Below are 20,545 nucleotides of genomic sequence, written 5' to 3' on the forward strand. Positions count from 1 at the left end.
CAAGAACTACTGACGGATGGCGTTGACGCCGGCGATCAGCAGATCCCGGGCGCGCTGGGTGTTCACCGGCGCGATTGGCTTGTTCGGCAGGACGAGCGGATTCGCCGCGACGATAACCTGGTAGTCACCGAAGTGCGCGGAGTAGTTGAACACCTCACCGCTGCGCGGCTTGCCGTCGACCACTGTCTGCACCACCCGGTGCACCCCGATGGTTGTGGTGCCCTCGATCTCGGGTACCTCGACGGCCTCGACCGTTCCGCGCACCGCGCCGCCGTCGAATCCGACTTTGCGGCACTCGGCGCCCGGTTCGGCGACCGGGACCGGTTCGTTGGTCTGCACGGCGATGACGATGAAACGGTTGCCCTCACCCTCGGCTGAGACCGCCGCCATATTGCCTTCGGTGCCGGTGGGTACCAGCTGACCGGAGGCGAACTGCTTGCACCCGGGAGGCTCGAACTTGAGCCCGTCGGGCATTTTCTGGCCGGTGAGGAACTTCGGGTCGATACCCGTCGGCGGGACTTCGGTGACCGAGAACTGCGGGCCGAAGCTGGACTTCACTGCGGTGATCCTACCGATATCGGCGGTCGGCCCGGAAGTTGTGCAGCCGACGATGGAGGCGGTGCAGCCCAGCAGCGCGGCTGCCTTATGCATCAACACCGGCGTCAATGTACCCGCAAGGCAGCCACAGCCGTGGCAAGCAGACCGCCGGGCACGGCTCAGCGGTTGAGCCGCCAGATGTCGGTCGACATCACCGTGGCAAATGTGCACCACAGCGGGTAGGGAGCGAGCGCCGCACCGAGTTTGACGTCGGCGTCGCCGGCTCGGCGGGCTAGATCAGCGCTGCTGACCGCCAGTGCCGCGGCCGCGACGGCAGCTGGGCCGAGCGTGCGGCGGCCGAAAAACACCCAACTCCAGCCGGCGTTGAGCACAAGGTTGGCGCCGAGGGCCGCGATGTAACCGCGGGCCTTGGCGTGGTCACCCTCGGCCCGGAAGCGCTCGATCGCCGCCGCCGACGAGGCGGCGATATCGACGTAGAGGGTTGTCCAGGCGATCGGGAAAACCGCATTTGGCGGTACGTAGCCCGGCTTTCGGATCGTGGTGTACCAGCCCTGGACACCCCGCCGACTGGCCAGGCTGCCGGAGACGGCGGCCGCCGCCGTGGCCAATCCGGTTCCGATCAGTGCCGTTCGCATAACGCCAACCTACCGGCTGCGGAGAACCTCAGCCGCCCGTGGCACGCACCACTTCCCTTGTCATAGCGCGGATTTCCTCCGCCACCGCCGGGCTGACGCGGAGGTCCTCGACGCCTGGTACCTCGAAGATCGTGGTCACCACGCCGGGTTCGTCGCGTTCCCACTGCGCACCGAACCGCTCAAGGATGCCGCGCATCGCATGGTTCTCGGCCAGCAGGCGGGCGGTGAAACGCTGCACCCCGCCGACGCGGGCGGCCACGGTCACCGCGTCCATCAGGAAGTTGCCGATACCCCGGCCCTGGTAGTCGTCGGCGACGATGAACGCGATCTCGGCCACCGACGGATCCTCGACGTCCCGCACAAACCGCACGTCGGCGACGACCGGTCCGTCGGCGCCGTCGAGGAGAACAAAAACAAAATGGTCGATGTAGTCCACCTGGAACAGGTAATTCATCAATGAGGGACTCGGCGCGCGGGTGGACATGAACCGGCGGTAGAGGGTTTCGCTGGAGAACTCCACCGTCGGGTTGTTCGACCGCTCGCTGTCGCCGGGGAGCACTGGGCGCAGCAGCAACTCGGTGCCGTCTTTGAGCAGCACCGGGATCGGGGTGATGAAGGCCGCCAGACGCTGACGCACGAACCGAAGCAGACGCTCGCTGACTCCGGGCAGGTCGAGCACGGCCGCGAAGGCCTTCTCATCGCCGATGTATCCGGTCAGCGCCTCCGTCGCAGTCACTGTGGCGGTGCGCGGCCGGTCGCGCAGCAGAGCGATCTCACCGACGATGACCCCCGCCGAAGCCTCGTCGATGACGACCGCACCGTCGTCGTTGGTGTGGCTGATCTCGACCTGACCGGACTGGATCAGGATGAAGAACGTGGCTCCCTCCCCCTGGCGCATCAGCACCTGCCCGCTCTCAGCGCGTAGCGGTCGGAGCCGTTCAGCGACCGCCAGGAGTTGCTCAGGTGAGCAGCCGCCGAACAGGCCCATCTGGGCTAGGCCCTCGACGCGCAGAGCCACCACTTCAGGGCTGTCAGCCAGTACCGAGGCAATGCTGGGCTGGGCCTGGCCGCCCGTGTCGGCGGTCATCGTCTGATCACCAGACTAGTAAGCCAGAAGGTTGACGATTCCGCCGAAAACCCTTGGCATGGCATGGGCTGCCGGGACGATCGCCGCTCGAACCACAGCGACGCCGCTGGCATGCAGCAGTCCGGCGGTGAGAAGCCGGTAGCGGCGCGACATGGCCCGCCACTGCCGGTCGTAGTCGTCCGGGGTGTCGGCCAGGACACATTTGACGACGAGTTCGGCGCCGCCGAACGCGATGCCCAGGCCTTCGCCGGTGAGTGCGTCGACGTAGCCGGCCGCGTCCCCGACCAGCATCACCCGACCTGATGCCCGGCTTCGTACGCGTTGCCGTAGCGGACCGGCTGCGCGATCGGATCCGTGCGCGACGCCACCGAGACGCTCTGTCAGAGCGGGGAATTCGAGGAGATGGTCACCGAATTTGCCCTGCCGTGAGGTCAGGATGGCCACGCCCACGGTGTCATCGGCGACCGGAGTCACATACGCCTCGGTGTCGTGCGCCCAGTACACCTGCACGGTGTCACTCCACGGAGCTATCTGGTAATGCCGACGGATGCCCCACCTACGCCGTCCGGGGGCGGGCCGGTTGAGTCCCAGTGACCGACGGATCGGCGAGTGCAGTCCGTCGGCGGCCGCGAGGTAGCGAGCCCGCAGGTCCCCACAGCGCACCGACGTCGCGTCTTGGCTGACCTCACCGATTTCGCCCTGGACGATACGTACGCCCGCGGCGGTGGCGGTGTCGTGGAGCGCCTCGTAGAGCACTGTGCGACGGACCCCCAGACCCGTTCCGGACTTGAATTCCGCCCGTACGCTCCGGCGGGAATCCAGGTAGGTGATACCCCCGAAAGGCTTGCCGCGCAACGGGACTCCAATTCCCTGGAGTTGCCTGACGGTATGCGGCATCAGCCCTTCACCGCACGCCTTGTCGATCGGACCGGGGCGGCGGTCGACCACGACGGTCTCCAGGCCTGCACGGGCGGCGTGGATCGCGGTGGCCAGGCCGGCCGGCCCACCGCCGGCCACGAGCAGATCGATCATGACAACCTCGCCAGTGCCGAGTTTTCAATGCTGATACGCCTGCTGAGTAGCAGCGCGTTGAGGACGGTGAAGGTCAGCGCGGTGATCCAGGCGCTGTGCACCAGTGGCAGCGCGATGCCTTCTGCCACCACCGCGACGTAGTTGGGATGCGGCATCAGCCGGTAGGGCCCGCCGTTGATCCGCTGAGCACCGGGGACGACAATCACCCGGGTGTTCCACTGCCGACCCAGGCTGGTGATGCACCACCAGCGCAAGCCTTGCGCGGCGATCACGATGGCCAGCATTGGCCAGCCCAGCGCGGGGATGAAGGGGCGGTCCAGCGCGAAGACCTCCACCAGGCAACCCACCAGCAGCCCGGTGTGCAGCACCACCATCACCGGGTAGTGCGATGCCCCGAACTCCACACCGCCGCGCTCCAAACTCCACGCCAGATTGCGCCGGGCGACTACCAACTCGGCTAGCCGCTCAACGGCGACGACGAGGACCAGAAGTACGTACCAGTTGACCACCGGTTTTCAATTCCAGTGCATCAGAACAAGTTCCGAGCAGAAGCCCGGCCCCATCGCCATGAGCACCCCGGGCCCGGCAGCAGGACTCTTGGCGATGGTGTCGCGTAGCACATGCAGGACCGACGAGGACGACAGATTGCCGACGTCGGCCAGGGAGCGCCATGTCAACTCCAAGGCGTCGTCGGGCAGGCCCAGGCTGGAGACGATCGCCTCGATCACCTTGGGGCCGCCCGGGTGGCTTACCCAGGTGCGGATTTCATCGGCAGTGAGGCCGTGTGGGGCCAGGAAGTTGGCGACGTCGCTTGGCAGGTACTGGCTGACAACTTCCGGGACGTCTGGGGACAGAACGAGTGTCAGACCGCTCGCGCCGACATCCCAGCCCATGGTGCGAAGCGAATCCGGGTAGAGGTGGCTCCGGGTGTCGACGACCGCCGGTCCGTCACAGCCCATCTGCTGGGCTCGCCGCTCCCCCACCGCAACCACTGCAGCCGCGCCGTCGCCGAACAGGGCGGTGCCGACGAATCCCGCGATCGTGGGCTGGACCGCGGGAAAGGTTAACGAGCACAACTCGACCGACAACAGCACTGCGACGTCGTCTGGTGCGCCCCGCAGGTAGTCGTTCAGGCGGGCGATCCCGGCCGCGCCGGCGACGCAACCCAGTCCGAACAGCGGCACCCGGCGAACATCCGGTCGCAGGCCCACCCGTGCTGCGACCCGCGCCTCCAGCGAGGGCACCATGATGCCGGTCACCGTGGTGGACATCAGCAGGTCGACGTCTCCGGGGGTCAGTCCGGCTTCATCCAGGGCAGCGGTCAGCGCGGCGCAGCCCAGTTCCACGGCGTTCTCGATGAAGATGTCGTTGGCTTCGCCGAAGTCGGTCAGTGTGGAGTAGCGCTGCAGCGGCAGCACAAGGTTGCGGTGGTCCACCTTCGCTGCGCGGTGCATGTGGCGAACGATGTCGCCGTGCTCGGACATGGCGGGCAGTGTCAGAAAGGCTTCGGCGATCTCCTCCTGGCTGAAGCGGTTCGACGGCAGTGCGCCCTGAACTCCGGCGATCACGCTGACGGGTGCGGCCGTCGACGACCGGGATTTGCTCGGCATGAACCCAGTATGCCCTGATCGTGCTCCCGGAGAGCTCCGGAAGTCGCGAAAACCTCAGTGATCGGGCCCGGTGTCACTGAACCGTCACAGCAGCTGAACGGATCAGCGCCTTTTGCGCGGCAGCGGCAACCAGTACGGGACGGCGCTGGCGTAGGCGTCAAATGCCGAACCGTAGATGCGCCGGAAGCGGGCCTCTTTGAGCAACGGCGCCAGCAGGCAATAGCCGGTGAGGGTGAGGGCGAGCACAAGCTGATCGGGCGTCCAGGTCGGAACGGTCCACAGCGTCAGCGTGAACGAGACGTAAATCGGTTGGCGGGTCAACCGAAACAGACCCCGCACCGGCATGGGTGGGTAAACCGGCTTGTTCCGGCGAAACAGCGCCCACCAACCGAGGCTGCCGGTCTGCAGACTCAACCCGGCGTCGATCATCGACTTACCCAGCAGCAGCCAGGACAGGGCGTACAGCACACTCAAGCCCACTGCCGCCGTCCCGTGCGCCTGCCACCAGATGGTGCCGGTCGGTGACCAGAAGGCGAAGAGCGCGAACACCTGCAGCGCGGCAATGGTGACGTAAGTGGTGCTCGAGAGCGTGCCACCGGCGCCCAACGGCGCCAATCGGCCCAACAGCCGCCTGCCGCGATTGGTGAGCAGCAGGGAGTGGCCGATCGGGAACTGCGCCAGCAGCACGGCGTTGGCCAGCCAGTTCCACGGCGGCGCAACGGTTCCCAGCGACCTGCTCATTCCGAAGTACATCGCGGCCATCATGGTCGCCACTCCGGCTGCGAAGCACAGGTGACAGGCGAGACCGTAAATCACCGCGAGGAATCTGGGCGCGGTGAGTCCCGGTTGGTTGTTGCTCAACACGTGCACCGGCCCTCCCGTCGTCGTGGGCCTCCAGAAATCCTGGGCGTAGCGTAACTCCCATGGGTCTGGGCAAGCGTTTCCCGATGCTGCGCTGGTCGGTGTTGAGGACCGGCTTAGCTATCCGCAGGTTCAACACTACCGGTCAAACCGGTGACGGTCGGGAGGCCGCGGCGGCCGACTTCGTGGAGGCACACGCCCGTCCTGACGATATCGCCGACGCGTTGGCGACGTTGGACCGTTACGCCTACGAGAAGTCGTTCCTGGTTAACGTCGGAGACGAGAAGGGTGCACTGCTCGATGCTGCGGTACGTCGGGTCAACCCGAGGTTGGCGTTGGAGTTGGGCACCTACTGCGGGTACGGCGCACTGCGGATTGCCCGCGCTGCCCCGTTGTCGCGCGTGATCTCGGTGGAGTTGGCTCAAGCCAACGCCGCAGTGGCACGTCGGATTTGGACTCACGCCGGAGTTGCCGACCGCGTCACCTGCGTGGTGGGAACCATCGGCGACGGCGGGCGTACCTTGACGGCACTGGAATCCGAGTACGGACTGCACCCCGGCGCCCTTGACTTCCTCTTCATCGATCACGACAAGAACGCCTACCTGGCCGACCTGTCCGCCATCTGCGAACGCAACTGGCTTCATCGGGGTTCGATTGTGATGGCGGACAACGTCGGATTCCCGGGCTCTCCCAACTACCGGGCCTACATGCGCGAGCAGCAGGGCAAGCGCTGGCAGACCGTCGAGCACCGCGCCCACGTCGAGTATCAGACGCTGATCGGTGACCTGGTGCTGGAGTCGGAGTATCTGGGCTGACCTGCCACGGGGCCGACCTCCCACGGGGCCGACCTCACACGGGGCCGACCTTCTACGGGGGACTCAGGTCGGCGTGCCCGCCTCGCTGATTCCGAACCGCCGGTGCAGCCTGGCCAGCGGCGCGGGCGCCCACCAGTTCCAGCGGCCCATCACGCGCATGAAGGCCGGCACCAGCACCATCCGCACCAACGTCGCGTCCACCAGCACCGCCAGTGTCAGACCCACCCCGAAAAGCCGCATGACCGCGACCTGGGCGGCGATCAGCGCGGCGAAGGAGATCGCCATGATCAAAGCGGCAGCGGTGATCACCCGCCCGGTGCGGGCCAGCCCCAACGCCACACTCTCGTCGTTGTCGCCGGTCTTGAGCCAGAACTCCCGGATGCGGGAGACCAGGAACACCTCGTAGTCCATCGACAGTCCGAAGGCCACACAGAACAGCAGCACCGGCATGTTGGCCACCAACGTGCCGGTTGCGGTGGTGCCCAGTGCCCCGAGGTTGCCGTCCTGGAAGATCCACACCGCGGCCCCGAACGCCGCGGACAGCGACAGCATGTTCAAGATCAGCGCCTTGATCGGTAGCACGACGCTGCCGGTCAGCAGGAACAGCAGCACCAGCATGATCACCGCGATCAGGCCCAACACCAGGGGCAGGCGGGAGGTGATGGCATCCACGCTGTCGCGGTTGGTCTGGGCCAGGCCGCCGAACTCCACCGTCCGTCCGTCCGGGGCCGGCACGCCGTGAAGGCGACTCAGTTGGCTCTCGGAGGCCTCGGAGAACAGCGGTACCGAACTTCCGACGGTGAGCAGGGTGCTACCGGCGGCCTCACCGGTCGCGGCCACCGGCGGGCCGGCCAGTCGGCCGTTGACAAATGTGCCGCCCGGCGCGGACACCGAATTGACGTCGGGAACCCTGGATAACTCGGTGGCGTAGCGGTCGACCTCGGCGCGGTCCAGACCCGCCGAGTCGGTGATGATGATCGGCACCTCGGAGTCGGAGTCGACTTTGAAGTCCGACCGCAACAGGTCTCCGACCTGATGCGCTGAAGCCGACTTGGGCAGCACCCGGTCGTCGGGGAAGCCAGGCTTCACCCCGAGGAATGGGGCCCCCAGAAAGACCAGCAGGGCCACCCCCGCCAAACCGATGGGTACAGCTCGGCGCATGACGAATTTCGTTGAGCGGTACCAGAACTGCTCAGTGACGGGAAGCGGTTGGGGCTCCGGCCGGCCGAGCAGTTTGCGCAGCCCCCGACGCACGTCCAGCGCGTTGAGGCGGTCACCGAGCAGCATGATGGCCGCGGGGCTGATGACGACAGCGGCCGTCGCAGCGAAGGAGACCGTGGCCACTCCGGCGTAGGCGAAGGATCGCAGGAAGTTCATCGGGAACAGCACCATCACCGCCATCGACAGCGCCACAGTGACCGCCGAGAACACCACCGTGCGTCCAGCGGTCGCCATGGTGGTCACGACGGCGTCCTCGCGACCCGCGCCGCCGGCCAACTCGTCGCGGTAGCGGCTGACGATCAGCAGCGTGTAGTCGATCGCCAGCGCCAGACCCATTGCGGTGGTCAGGTTCAGCGCGAAGATCGAGACGTCGGTGAAGAAGGTGACCGCGCGCAGGACGGCCAACGAACCCAGAACGGCCAGCACGCCGACCGCGATCGGCAGCGCCGCGGCAAACACTCCGCCGAACACCCAGATGAGCACCAGGAAACTCAGCGGGACGACGATGGCCTCGAGCATCAGAAGATCACGCTTGGACTGTTCAGTGACCTGAAGGTTCACCATCGCGGTGCCGCCGGCGCGGACCAGGACACCCTGCCTCTCACCGACGAGGACGTCGGTGAGTTCTTTGGTCAAGGCCTGCTGCCGGCTCTCGGGTCCCACCACGCCGGTCACGATCAGACCGGATTTCTTGTCGTTGCTGACCAGAGCCGCCGCGGCCGGGCCCGGGGAGGTCCACGCCGATTGGATGTCGGCGACATGACCCGACCTGCTGAGGGTTTCGATCGCCTCCGTCGCCACCGCCCGGGCCTGCGGACTGTCGTAGGTGTCGGGCGCGGTGACCACCAGCACCAGGGGAACATCACCCCGGCCGAATTTCTCACTGAGCATTTGGGTTGCCCGCGAGGATTCCGCAGTCGGATCCTGGAATCCGCTCGGGGACAGTTTGTCGGCCACCGGTATCCCAAACGCCCCGATCAGCACCGCCAGCAGCGCGGCGGCGACGATGATCCGCCGCGGCGCCGCCACGGCCATCCGCGCGATACGTTCCAGCACTATCGGTCCTTTGTCCCGTGGTCCTAACGGCCTGCGGCCTGCCCGGCCGCGGCCTTCCCACTCAACCACGCCCCGTGCACCGTCGAATGCCGCGTGGGGTGCTGGGCCTCCCCGGCCAGCCACAACCGATCCTCGACCGGCTCAGCCAGCGCTGTGCGGTCCTGCTCGCCGGAACCAACAGCGGTGAAGGAGTAAGAGCCCCGGCTGAACTCGTCTGTCCACCAGCGCGAGGCCTGGGCGGCCACCGGCGGGCGGAACCGACCCGGGTAGATAGCGCCGAGCACCTCGGCGGCCAGAGCGATCTGCCGCTGGAGTGTCATCTCATCGACGGCCGCCGCGGCCGCACCTCCGTTGATCGCCATCAGGGCGGGCGCGCTGTTCACCCGGGTCAGGTTGTACCAGCCGGCGAACGGTGCGCCGGGCTCACCGGAGACCTGGATCTGGTCGACGTCATCCCAGAAGGGCTCATCGAATCGCAGCACCAGCTTTTCGAACCGGCCGAAGCCCAGCCGGTCAATCGCGGCGGTGTGCGCGGCGGGCAGTGGCGGGTCGAATCGGATTGCACCGCTTTTCAGGACGCCCAGCGGAACGGTGACGATCACTGTCTTCGCACGCCATCGACCGTTGGCCGTGTCCACGATGACGTGGTCGGGGTGGCGCAGCGACACCGCGGTGACTGCGGTGTCCAGTTGTACCGGCAAACCGTCAGCGAGTCGTTGGGTGAGCTGGCCGTAGCCGCCGGGGAAGACCTGCTGGGCGCCGCCGAAGGAGTCCTCCTCGCCGAACGCGCTCAACGCCAACTCCTCCGGCGTCGCACCGTAATCGCCGGCATAGACGGTCAGCGCTGCGGCCACCGCAGGTGTCCGGGCAAGTTCGGCCAACGCCGGCGGCAGTGCGTCGATCGCCGACCGCATCGACGTTCCTCCGGATCGCTCGGCGGTGGCGGCGCTCTCGAGTTTGCCGATCACCCGGGCCAGCTGAGCATCGAGCTGATCGGCGTCGACAGTCGTTCCGGTGGGCGAGTAGTACTCCGCTGCACCGCCACCCTCGAACGAGCCGACGTCGAACACGGCGGTGGCCAGGCCCAGCCGGTTGGCCTCGGCGTAGATCGGGTTGCCCTCGGTGCCGTGAATCCAGGATGCACCCAAGTCGACCGGCAGATCGGGCCACTGCGTGGAGGTCCAGATCCGGCCGCCGACCCGGTCCCGGGCTTCAAGCACCACGCAACTCGATCCGGCTTGGGTGACGGTGAGAGCTGCGGCCAGCCCGGCGATGCCCGCGCCGATCACCGCAACCTCGACTTCCCGCTCGGCTCGCGAGTCGGCAGGCGGTGCCGCCGGTTTCGCACAGGCTGCCAGCGCCGCGGCCGCCCCCAGACCTATCGCCCCGGTGAGCACCTGACGCCGCCGCAGCATCTGCCGAACACTACTCGTGCACGGTTTGGCTTCGGCCGGAGGAACGTTCACCGTCCAGTTACCCGAACCGCCGGTGAGTGCTTCACGCCGGTGCGATACTCGCAGCCACGAGACGGGCCGGGACGACAGCGGGGAGAGCATCATGGGCGAGGCCAGCAACCCGGCGGGGGGCGGCGCTGTCCCGGGCGGGGACGTCCGCACCGGAATGACGTCGGCGTCGCTGCGTACGGCAATCGAAGACCATCTGCGCTACACCCTGGGCCGGCCCGCACAGTTGCTGCAGCCGCAGCACTACTACCACGCGCTCGCCTTGGCCGTCCGGGACCGGATGCAGAAGCGTTGGATCGACACCACCCAGACCTACCTGGATCTTTCCCGCAAGGTCGCGGTCTATCTGTCCGCCGAGTTCCTGATGGGCCCGCACCTGGGCAACAATCTGCTCAACCTGCACCTGGAGGAGGAGGCCCGCGCCGCGCTGGCCGACCTAGGCCAGGACTACGACGACGTGTTGGCCTGCGAAGAGGAACCGGGCCTGGGCAACGGCGGCCTGGGCCGGCTGGCTGCCTGCTACCTGGAGTCGCTGGCGACCCTGCAGCGGCCGGCGATCGGCTACGGCATCCGCTACGAGTTCGGCATCTTCGACCAGGAGATCCGCGACGGCTGGCAGGTGGAGCGCACCGACAACTGGCTGGCGTCGGGCAATCCCTGGGAGATCGCCAAGCCGGAACTCAGCTATAAGGTCGGCTGGGGCGGACACACCGAGCACTACACCGACGATGCCGGCGAACCTCAGGCGCGTTGGGTTCCCGAGCGGATCGTCAAGGGCGTCTACTACGGCACCCCGATCCAGGGCTACGGGGTGAACACCTGCAACACCCTGACGCTGTGGAGCGCCAACGCCGTCAACGCGCTCGCGCTGGAGGCGTTCAACGCCGGCGAGTACTACCGGGCCGTCGAGGATCAGGTGGTCTCGGAGAACGTGACCAAGGTGCTCTACCCCAACGATGAACCCGAGGTCGGCAAACAACTGCGGCTGTTGCAGCAGTACTTCTTCGTGTCCTGCTCGCTGCAGGACATCCTGCACCTGCTGGAGGACTTCGCCGGCCTGACCGCCCACCACCTGCCTGACCGGGTTGCCGTCCAACTCAACGACACTCACCCGTCGATCGCCGTTGCCGAGTTGATGCGGCTGTTGGTCGACGATCGAGACTACAGCTGGGACGAGGCCTGGCGGATCACCGTGGCGACGTTGGCCTACACCAACCACACCCTGCTGCCGGAGGCGCTGGAGACCTGGCCGCTGCACATGTTCGAGCGGTTCCTGCCGCGGCACTTGGAGATCATCTACGAAATCAACAGGCGCTTCCTCGATGAGGTGCGAGCGCGCTTCCCCGGCGACGACGCGCGCGTCCGACGCATGTCGCTGATCGGTGAGGACGGCAACCGCAGCATCCGGATGGCCCACCTGGCGACCGTCGGCAGCCACGCGGTCAACGGTGTCGCGGCGATGCATTCCGAACTGGTCAAGACCACCATCCTCAAAGACTTCTACGACATGTGGCCGGAACGGTTCTTCAACAAGACCAACGGCGTCACGCCGCGCCGGTTCGTCGGCCTGTCCAACCCGGGTCTGCGTAAGTTGCTCGACCAGACCATCGGCGAGGGCTGGATGGTGGATCTACAGAAGCTACGCGGCCTGGAACGCTATGCCGACGACCCCTCGTTCCAGCAGCGCTGGGTCGCCGTCAAACGGGAGAACAAAGCCAGGCTGGCGGACTACATCGCGGCCAAGACCGGCGTCGATCTCAACCCGGACTGGATGTTCGACGTTCAGGTCAAGCGCATCCACGAGTACAAGCGGCAGCACCTCAACGCACTTCACATCATCACGCTGTACAACCGGCTCAAGAAGAATCCCAGTCTGCAGATCGCACCGCGCGCTTTCATTTTCGGCGGCAAAGCTGCGCCGGGTTACTTCATCGCCAAGCTGATCATCAAGCTGATCAACTCCGTCGCGGAGACGGTCAACAACGACCCCGACGTCAACGGTCAGATGAAGGTCGCGTTCATTCCGAACTTCAACGTGCAGAACGGCCAACTGATTTACCCCGGTGCGGATCTGTCCGAGCAGATCTCCACGGCCGGTCAGGAGGCCTCGGGCACCGGGAACATGAAGTTCATGATGAACGGCGCGTTGACCATCGGCACCCTCGACGGCGCCAATGTCGAGATGCGCGAGGAGGCCGGGCCGGAGAACTTCTTCCTCTTCGGGCTGACCGTGCAGGAGGTCGGTGCTCTTCTGGCCAGGGGTTATCGGCCGCGCAGCTATCTGGACAGCAACGCCGAACTGGCGGCTGCCATTTCGGCGATCGCCGACGGCCGGTTCTCCGGCGGCGATACCGAGGTGTTCGCCCCCCTGGTGTCCAATCTGGTCGACCACGACCCGTTCCTGGTGCTGGCCGACTACGCCGACTACATCCGGTGTCAGGGTGAGGTTGACCGGACCTGGCGCGACCGGCACGCCTGGGCGCGGATGTCGATTCTCAACAGCGCTCGCAGTGGGAAGTTCTCTTCTGACCGCTCGATCGCCGAGTACTGCGAAGAAATCTGGAATGTCCAACCCGTGACGATCAAGGGGTAGCGATGACCGCAACGACGGAGAGTTCCTGGCGGACAGGCTCACACGGCGGGCTCACCGATGAGGTGATCAAGCAGATCGACGGCTGGTTTCGCGCGGCGAACTATCTCTCGGTAGGCCAGATCTACCTGCTCGACAACCCGTTGTTGCGCAGACCGCTGAGCCGTGACGACGTCAAGCCCCGCCTGCTGGGGCACTGGGGCACCACCCCGGGGTTGAACTTTCTCTACGCCCACCTCAACCGGGCGATCAAAGACCGCAGTCAGTCCACGATCTACATCACCGGGCCCGGGCATGGCGGCCCCGGCCTGGTGGCCAGCGCCTACCTCGACGGCAGCTACACCGAGTACTACCCCGACATCACCCAGGACGTCGAGGGCATCCGACGATTGTTCCGCCAGTTCTCCTTCCCGGGCGGAATCCCCTCTCATGTGGCCCCGGAGACCCCCGGCTCCATCCACGAGGGCGGCGAACTGGGCTATGCGCTGTCCCACGCCTACGGCGCCGCCTTCGACAACCCCGACCTGCTGGTCGCCGCGGTGGTCGGCGACGGCGAGGCGGAAACCGGTGCGCTGGCCACCAGTTGGCACTCCAACAAGTTCATGCACCCGGCGAAAGACGGCGTCGTACTGCCGATCCTGCACCTCAACGGTTACAAGATCGCTAATCCGACTGTGCTGGATCGCATTCCACAAGATGAGCTGCGTAGCCTGATGGTGGGCTACGGGCACAACCCATATTTTTTCGAGGTGAAGGAGGAGGACGACCACCTGGACGCGCACCGTCGGTTCGCCCGCCTCCTCGACGACGTGCTCGACGAGATCGCCGCGATCAAGGCCCGCGCCGCCGCCGGCGATGAATCCCGGCCTTCTTGGCCGATGATCATCTTCCGCCATCCCAAGGGCTGGACCGGACCGGCCTACATCGACGGCAAGAAGACCACCGGATCATGGCGTGCCCATCAGGTTCCACTGGCCAGTGCCCGCGATACCCCCGAGCATCTGCAGGATCTCGCCAACTGGCTCGGCTCCTATCGCGCCGGGGAACTGTTCGACGAGAACGGCAAGGTGCACGACTGGATCGCTGACCTCGCTCCCGCGGGCCACCTGCGGATGAGCGACAACCCGCACGCCAACGGCGGGTTGCTACTCAAAGACCTCCGGTTGCCCGACTTCCGGGACTACGGCGTGGATGTACCGGCCCCGGGAGGGTCATTCGCCGAGGCCACCCGGGTGCTGGGGCAGTGGCTCACCGATGTGGTGCGACTCAACCCGGACAACTTCCGCATCTTCGGACCCGACGAGACCGCATCCAACCGCCTGCAATCCGTCTTTGACGTGACCGACAAGCAGTGGAACGCCGAATTCTTCGGCCCCGAAGTCGACGACCACCTCGCCCGGATGGGCCGGGTGGTTGAGATGCTCTCCGAGCATCAGATGCAGGGCTGGCTGGAGGGGTATCTGCTGACCGGCCGGCACGGGCTCTTCAACTGCTACGAAGCGTTCATCCACATCATCGATTCGATGTTCAACCAGCACGCCAAGTGGTTGAAGACCACCGATGAGATCCCCTGGCGGCGGCCCATCGCGAGTCTGAACTACCTTCTGTCCAGCCATGTCTGGCGTCAGGACCACAACGGCTTCTCCCATCAGGACCCGGGTTTCATCGACCACGTGGTCAACAAGAGCGCGACCGTGGTCCGGGTGTACCTGCCGCCGGACGCCAACACTCTGCTGTCCACCTACGACCACTGCCTGCGCTCGCGGCAGTACGTCAACGTGGTCGTCGCGGGCAAGCAGCCGCATCCGAATTTTCTGACCATGAACGAGGCGGTCGCGCACTGCACCCGCGGGCTGGGGATCTGGGAGTGGGCCGGCACCGAGGTGCACGGCAAGGACCCCGATGTCGTCCTGGCCTGTGCCGGCGACGTTCCGACCCTGGAGGCCCTGGCCGCGGCGGACCTACTACGCCAGCACATCCCGGAACTGGGGGTGCGGTTCATCAACGTCGTCGACCTGATGCGCCTGCAGGACGAAAGCGAGCACCCGCACGGCCTTAGCAATCGGGAGTTCGACATGTACTTCACCGCGGACAAGCCGGTGATTTTCGCCTACCACGGATACCCATGGCTGATCCACCGCCTGGTCTATCGCCGTAGCAACGATGCCCGGATTCACGTACGGGGATACAAGGAGGAGGGCACCACCACCACACCGTTCGACATGGTGATGCTCAACGACCTGGACCGCTACCACCTGGTGATCGACGTCATTGACCGGGTGCCGGGCCTGGGCTCGCGATATGCGATGCTGCGCCAGCAGATGCAAGACAAGCGCATCGAGGCCCGCGAGTACACCCGGGAGCACGGCGATGACGTTCCCGAGGTGCGCGACTGGGTGTGGCCGGCAGCCCGAGCAGTGCAAACCGACGCCTCGGTAGCCGCCACGCTGGCCACTGGCGGCGACAACGAATAGGCGACACTCCCCGCTCGAGTGGATAGGGCACCGCGACCCGCCTAGGATTCAATTCGTCGCCGCTAAAACATCGGCCGGCCCCGGACATCGAGGTGGAGATGGCACATCCCAATCCCGAACCGCAGCAGCCGATGCACGTCGCCGATCCGACACCGGAACTGCAGTTCCAGACCATCCACGGCTACCGACGGGCCTTCCGGATCGCCGGTTCGGGGCCGGCTTTGCTGCTCATCCACGGTGTCGGCGACAACTCCACCGCCTGGGAGCCGGTGCACAGCAGGCTGGCCAGGCGATTCACCGTCCTGGCGCCGGATCTGCTCGGACACGGCCAGTCCGATAAGCCGCGGGCGGATTACTCGGTGGCGGCCTACGCCAACGGCATGCGGGACCTGCTCAGCGTTCTGGGCATCGACAAGGTGACCGTCGTGGGTCATTCGCTGGGCGGCGGGGTCGCGATGCAGTTCGCCTACCAGTTCCCGCAGCTGGTGGACCGGCTGATCCTGGTCAGCGCGGGCGGGGTGACCAAGGACGTCAACATCGCTCTGCGGCTGGCCTCGCTGCCGGTGGGCGGAGAGGCCCTCGCGTTGCTGCGACTGCCCCTGGTGCTGCCCACGATGCAGACATTGGGACGCGCGCTCAGCACGGTGATCGGCTCAACCGGCATCGGCCGCGACATTCCCAACGCGCTGCGCATCCTGGCCGAATTGCCCGAGCCGACCGCCTCGGCCGCCTTCACCCGCACCTTGCGCGCGGTGGTGGACTGGCGCGGACAGGTGGTGACCATGCTGGACCGATGTTATTTGACGGAATCCATTCCGGTGCAGCTGATTTGGGGTCGGCGGGACGCCGTGATCCCCGTCAGCCACGGCCACATGGCACATGCAGCCATGCCGGGTTCCCGCCTTGATATCTTCCCGGATTCCGGCCACTTCCCCTTCCACGACGATCCTGAACGGTTCGTCGAACTCGTCGAGGACTTCATCGATTCCACCGCGTCGGCCCAGTACAACCAGGAGAACCTGCGCGAGTTGCTGCGCAAGGGCAGCACCGAGCATGCGGTGTCGGAGTCTGACGAGTTCGGCGCGCGGATCCTGGTACTCGACGCGCTGGAGAGCGACGAGCGGAGCGCAACCTAGCGCTCGCTGCGCCGCATCGGCGTCCGGCGGGAAACCCGCCCCACGCGGTCCTCGGTAATGAGAGGGTGAGTTTACCTTTCGTTAACCCTGCGGACAGAGGGAGTCGGGCGTGCTCGAGGTGTGCGAAGTCGGCAACAGAGTCAGCAAAGAGGACTACGAGGCGGCGATCCCGGACTTACGGGTCGGCCTGATCAACGCGCAATACGACCTCCGTAGCGCCGACTTCCCGGTCATCATCTGGATCGCCGGTGACGACAGGTTGGCGGCCAACGAACTGGTGAACCAGCTCAACGAGTGGATGGATTCCCGATTCGCAGACACCCGGGTGTTCGCCGATCCCACTGCGGAGGAGACGCATCGACCGCAACTGTGGCGGCTGTGGCGTTCGCTGCCCCCGAACGGCCGGGCGGCGTTCTTCGTCGGCGGCCTGATGCGCGCGGCGATACTGCGGGCCCATGACGAGATCGACGAGCCGCACTTCTCCATCTGGCTGCGCCACATCGCCAATATGCAGAACGAACTGGTGGCCGACGGAGCACTGATCCTGAAGTTCTTCCTGCACACCCCGGCCAAGGAGCAGAAGAAGAAGCTGAAGAAAGCAGAAAAGGATCCCCACGCAGGCTGGCAGGTGGATCAACGGGACTGGTCGGCCCTGGACAGCCTCGGCCCGGTACTGCCCATCGCCGAACGGATTCTGCGCGAGACCAGTGGACCGGGAGCGCCGTGGACCATCGTGGAGTCCACCGATTCCCGCTACCGCAACCTGACGGTTGCGCAGACCATTCTGAACGCGATCAGCACCCGACTCGCCGAGGCGCAACTCCACCGCGGGCCGGTCCTGGCGGATTCGGTGTTCGGCGACTTCGACTCGGCAGCCAACGTGCTCTCCGGGGTCGATCTGAATCAGACCCTGTCCAAGGAGGAATACCGCGAGCAGTTGGCCAAAGAGCAGGCCAAACTGAAGAAATTGTCGATGGAAGCCCGCAGACGCGGAATCAGCTCGGTGCTGGCTTTCGAGGGCTGGGACGCTGCCGGCAAGGGCGGGGTGATCCGCCGCATCACCGGCGCGCTGGAGGCCGGCGACTATCGCGTCATCCCGGTGGCCGCACCCACCGAGGAAGAGCGCAAGTACCACTATCTGTGGCGGTTCTGGCGTGATCTGCCGCCCGCCGGCAAGTTCGTCATCTTCGACCGGACCTGGTACGGCCGGGTTCTGGTGGAACGCCTGGAGGGGTTCGCCCATCCGTCGGAGTGGCAGCGGGCCTATGACGAGATCAACGACTTCGAAGCGCAAATGGTCGAGCACGGATACTACGTGGCCAAGTTCTGGCTACATGTCTCCCCTGAGGAGCAACTCGCCCGATTCAAGGCCCGCGAGGACACCGCCTACAAGAAGCACAAAATCACCGAAGAGGACTACCGCAACCGGGACCGCTGGGACGAATACGTCCAAGCCGTCGATCAAATGGTGTTGCGGACCACCAGCGACGGCGCCCGCTGGCATGTGATTCCGGCCAACAACAAACAGTTCGCCCGAGTGACAACACTGCGGGCCATCAACAAAGGCCTCGCCCGGACGCTGGAGCGGAAGTGACTGCTGTCCGGGTGAGCGGTAGGCAGCACCCTGTTGGGCCTGGTCAGCCCCCTGGCTGTCAGCCCCCGTAACCGCCACCGGTGGTGGTGATGTGCACATGATCGAAATGCCCGTAGCCCGATCCGCTGGGACCCGCGGGGGTGTAGTACACGCCTCGCCAGATCACGTCCTGCAGTCCGAACCGATCGGCGTTGCGCATCGCATAGGCCAAGATCGCGTCGCCCAGAGCGATGCCCTCCGCACTGCCGGGGTTGGGAATCATCACGTCGACGGCCAGGCCATTCGGATGCCACGGCTTGGCGTCCGGTCGCACACCGATCATCGAGGTGATCTGCGGGAACTCCGCACTGATACTGCGCGCCGCCAGCAGTGTTTTGACCTGCAGGCCCTGCTCAGGGGCATCGCTGGGGGGCAGCATCGACGGGTTGTCCATCCGCGCGGCCGGGATCACCGCGGGTGCGTCGGCGGGCAGGTCACGGGGACGATCAGCGGGCAGGTCGGCCGGTGCGCCGGCGCGCACCACGCTTCCCGACGATGCCGACAGGTGCGAGACCGGACCGCCGGGTTGTTCGACGATCGCCGTGTCCGCGCCGACGGCGGGGGCCGACAGAAGAGCCGGGAAAATGAACGCTGCTGCTAATCCATACAATTTAATTCGCACATCACGTGATCTCGTCGAAAGCATCACGAAACCATAACGGACAGATATCGACGAATCGCGTTGTGGGGCCCCGCCGCGGACGTTGAGTTCGTCACATTTACCCAGAAAACGGTTCGAACTGGCCGTTTCCGGGTTGGTGATGGCCAATCGGGTCAAAGTGGCGACCCGGTGTCGGCCAGTTGCGGAGCCCCCAATTGCGGAGCCCCCAATTGCGGAGCCCCCAATTGCGGAGCCCCCAGTGTGGAGCACCAGTTGCTGGTGGAGCTAAGGGGAATCGAACCCCTGACCTACTCGATGCGAACGAGTCGCGCTACCAACTGCGCCATAGCCCCGTGGTGGCTAGCAGGTTACCAGCCCGGGCGGGTGAGAGTTCCTACTGACCCGACGCCCTCGGCAGGTCCCGGGTCGGTGCCTGCGGCCGGCCGTAATACCGGCGGCTGTACGGCACCTCGTCGAGGTGTTCGAAAGCCGGGTCCTCGTCGTCGATGTCCAGCACCACCGCTCCGGGGCGCTGGAGCCGGGTAGGGAACTCGGTGAAGTCGACCTCCGAACTCCGCGGCGCGGGGTGTTCGTCGGCAAGGGGCCGCACCCGGGTCATCCGCTGCTGGCGACGGCGCCGCACCTGGGCCTCGATGCGGGTCTGACGGCGTAGATACGCCAGGTACAGCAGGGTGACGACGGCAGTCGCCCCGCAGGACCACCACAGCGTCGGGCTCACGGTGAACGACAGCACGGCGCTCAGCACCATCAGCGCGGCCATGGCGATCAGCACCCGGATGCGGAAGCGGTACTTACGCGCGCTGACGGCCGCGGCGTTGGAGGCGGACAGCCGGCGCTGCCTGCTCGACGACGGACGGGGCGCCATCGGCGCGCCGGGTTCGTCTTCGTCCTCAGCCTCCAAACCCGAAGTGTCCTCGACGTATTCGTACTCGCCCGTCACCTCCTTCGGCTGCTCGTCCCGGTCAGCAGCATGGGTCTGGAGTGCCTCGGTGGTGTCATCGAAAACGTGGTCGGCATCGACATCGGCAAGGTCGGGGCCGGGCCGTTGCTCTGGGCTCCCCTCGTCGGGCAGTGGATCCTCCTGCGGGGCGTCGAACAGGCTGCCCTGCACCCCGGTGGCGCCGACGGGCAACGCACCGGAGTTCTCGTCGACCACATCGACGTCGAGGTAATCGGTTTCCGCGAAAGACTGCTCGCGTACCGCGGCGATGACCAACACCGACCGGGAGCGGGTGCCCATCCGGGCCTCGCGGACCGCCTCGTCGTACTCCCGGATCATCTCGCGCTGGTTGGCGTATTCCTCCACCTCGCCGACGACATCGTCGTAGAGATCCGGATAGTCCTCGGCGAATTCGTCGAGGGGTTGCCAGTCCGGATCATGGCGATGACCGGCGGCCGGACCGCTGCGCCGGATCAACCGGGACTTCGCACCGTCATTGAGAACTCGGGTAGCCAACGCCACGTCACTGGTGCGTCGAACGGTGTCGCGTTTGTTGATGAGCATCGGCACCAGGACAAAGAGCCACAGCACCACGAGTGAAATCCAGAGTAATGACTGGGGGATGCTTGGCATGGGGCCTGCTCCTTTCCCGACCAGGCTAGGTCCGTGACGTCCGCGATGACTGACGGCGCGCCGTGCCAATTACACACGTGTAATTCTTGAAGAACAAGCACCAACAGCCACAAATGTCACATTCGTAACAGTCGGGTCGGCTTCAGGCCCACCCCGCGAGGCCACGCCGGACCAACGCC

General features: G+C 66.0%; 16 protein-coding genes and 1 tRNA gene. 5 read left to right on the forward strand and 12 right to left on the reverse strand.

The annotated features are described in order from the left end of the window. Positions 1 to 6: 6 nt before the first annotated feature. From ADBZ5N_RS05335 to ADBZ5N_RS05365, 7 genes are all read right to left on the reverse strand, one after another. The gene (locus tag ADBZ5N_RS05335; RefSeq protein ID WP_526256461.1) at positions 7 to 651 is read right to left on the reverse strand and encodes a DUF5642 family protein; all 645 of its coding nucleotides are present in this window, start codon (positions 649 to 651) and stop codon (positions 7 to 9) included. 65 nt (positions 652 to 716) lie between these two features. Next, the gene (locus ADBZ5N_RS05340) at positions 717 to 1,193 is read right to left on the reverse strand and encodes a TspO/MBR family protein (RefSeq protein ID WP_526256445.1); all 477 of its coding nucleotides are present in this window, start codon (positions 1,191 to 1,193) and stop codon (positions 717 to 719) included. Between the two features lie 28 nt (positions 1,194 to 1,221). Next, positions 1,222 to 2,181, reverse strand: coding sequence for an acetyltransferase Pat (gene pat / locus ADBZ5N_RS05345; protein WP_526256462.1), 960 nt, complete (start codon positions 2,179 to 2,181; stop codon positions 1,222 to 1,224). Between the two features lie 114 nt (positions 2,182 to 2,295). Continuing rightward, a complete protein-coding gene (locus tag ADBZ5N_RS05350; protein ID WP_526256446.1) occupies positions 2,296 to 3,312 on the reverse strand; it encodes an NAD(P)/FAD-dependent oxidoreductase in 1,017 nt (338 codons plus the stop codon). Next, a complete protein-coding gene (locus ADBZ5N_RS05355) occupies positions 3,309 to 3,821 on the reverse strand; it encodes an isoprenylcysteine carboxyl methyltransferase family protein (protein ID WP_526256447.1) in 513 nt (170 codons plus the stop codon). The genes ADBZ5N_RS05350 and ADBZ5N_RS05355 overlap by 4 nt, the downstream gene beginning before the upstream one ends. 6 nt (positions 3,822 to 3,827) lie before the next feature. Continuing rightward, positions 3,828 to 4,922, reverse strand: a complete 1,095-nt coding sequence (locus ADBZ5N_RS05360; RefSeq protein ID WP_526256448.1) for a type III polyketide synthase — start codon at positions 4,920 to 4,922, stop codon at positions 3,828 to 3,830. 102 nt (positions 4,923 to 5,024) lie between these two features. Next, positions 5,025 to 5,738: a methyltransferase family protein gene (locus ADBZ5N_RS05365; RefSeq protein WP_526256449.1), complete on the reverse strand. Its 714-nt coding sequence runs from the start codon at positions 5,736 to 5,738 to the stop codon at positions 5,025 to 5,027. A gap of 107 nt (positions 5,739 to 5,845) precedes the next feature. Between ADBZ5N_RS05365 and ADBZ5N_RS05370 the strand changes: the two genes are divergently transcribed. Beyond that, positions 5,846 to 6,598 carry an O-methyltransferase gene (locus tag ADBZ5N_RS05370; protein WP_526256450.1) on the forward strand — a complete coding sequence of 251 codons (753 nt, stop codon included), beginning with the start codon at positions 5,846 to 5,848 and terminating at the stop codon, positions 6,596 to 6,598. 63 nt (positions 6,599 to 6,661) lie between these two features. Here ADBZ5N_RS05370 and ADBZ5N_RS05375 read toward each other — a convergent pair whose 3' ends face one another. Beyond that, entirely contained in the window at positions 6,662 to 8,875 is a 2,214-nt protein-coding gene (locus ADBZ5N_RS05375) for an MMPL family transporter (protein ID WP_526256451.1), read from the reverse strand. A 23-nt stretch (positions 8,876 to 8,898) separates the two neighbouring features. Next, on the reverse strand, positions 8,899 to 10,290 hold the full coding sequence (locus ADBZ5N_RS05380; protein WP_526256452.1) for a flavin monoamine oxidase family protein: 1,392 nt from the start codon (positions 10,288 to 10,290) through the stop codon (positions 8,899 to 8,901). Positions 10,291 to 10,432: 142 nt separating this feature from the next. Between ADBZ5N_RS05380 and ADBZ5N_RS05385 the strand changes: the two genes are divergently transcribed. The 4 genes from ADBZ5N_RS05385 to pap all read left to right on the forward strand — a co-directional run bounded on the left by ADBZ5N_RS05385 (position 10,433) and on the right by pap (position 18,132). Beyond that, the gene (locus ADBZ5N_RS05385) at positions 10,433 to 12,931 is read left to right on the forward strand and encodes a glycogen/starch/alpha-glucan phosphorylase (RefSeq protein WP_526256453.1); all 2,499 of its coding nucleotides are present in this window, start codon (positions 10,433 to 10,435) and stop codon (positions 12,929 to 12,931) included. Between the two features lie 2 nt (positions 12,932 to 12,933). Beyond that, a complete protein-coding gene (locus ADBZ5N_RS05390) occupies positions 12,934 to 15,402 on the forward strand; it encodes a phosphoketolase family protein (RefSeq protein ID WP_526256454.1) in 2,469 nt (822 codons plus the stop codon). Positions 15,403 to 15,500: 98 nt separating this feature from the next. Beyond that, positions 15,501 to 16,538: an alpha/beta fold hydrolase gene (locus ADBZ5N_RS05395; RefSeq protein WP_526256455.1), complete on the forward strand. Its 1,038-nt coding sequence runs from the start codon at positions 15,501 to 15,503 to the stop codon at positions 16,536 to 16,538. A 109-nt stretch (positions 16,539 to 16,647) separates the two neighbouring features. Continuing rightward, positions 16,648 to 18,132, forward strand: coding sequence for a polyphosphate:AMP phosphotransferase (gene pap / locus ADBZ5N_RS05400; protein WP_526256456.1), 1,485 nt, complete (start codon positions 16,648 to 16,650; stop codon positions 18,130 to 18,132). Between the two features lie 58 nt (positions 18,133 to 18,190). Here pap and ADBZ5N_RS05405 read toward each other — a convergent pair whose 3' ends face one another. The 3 genes from ADBZ5N_RS05405 to sepX form a co-directional block, all read right to left on the reverse strand. Further along, positions 18,191 to 18,793 (reverse strand): VldE C-terminal domain-containing protein, encoded by a 603-nt coding sequence (locus ADBZ5N_RS05405; protein ID WP_526256457.1) that lies wholly within the window; start codon positions 18,791 to 18,793, stop codon positions 18,191 to 18,193. A gap of 256 nt (positions 18,794 to 19,049) precedes the next feature. Next, positions 19,050 to 19,125: transfer RNA gene (locus ADBZ5N_RS05410), tRNA-Ala, on the reverse strand. Positions 19,126 to 19,166: 41 nt separating this feature from the next. Beyond that, complete coding sequence (gene sepX, locus ADBZ5N_RS05415) at positions 19,167 to 20,366, reverse strand: divisome protein SepX/GlpR (protein ID WP_526256458.1); 1,200 nt, start codon at positions 20,364 to 20,366, stop codon at positions 19,167 to 19,169. Between the last annotated feature and the right edge of the window lie 179 nt (positions 20,367 to 20,545).

Origin of the sequence: Mycobacterium sp., assembly GCF_044370595.1 — a bacterium.
Taxonomy (GTDB): Bacteria; Actinomycetota; Actinomycetes; order Mycobacteriales; family Mycobacteriaceae; genus Mycobacterium.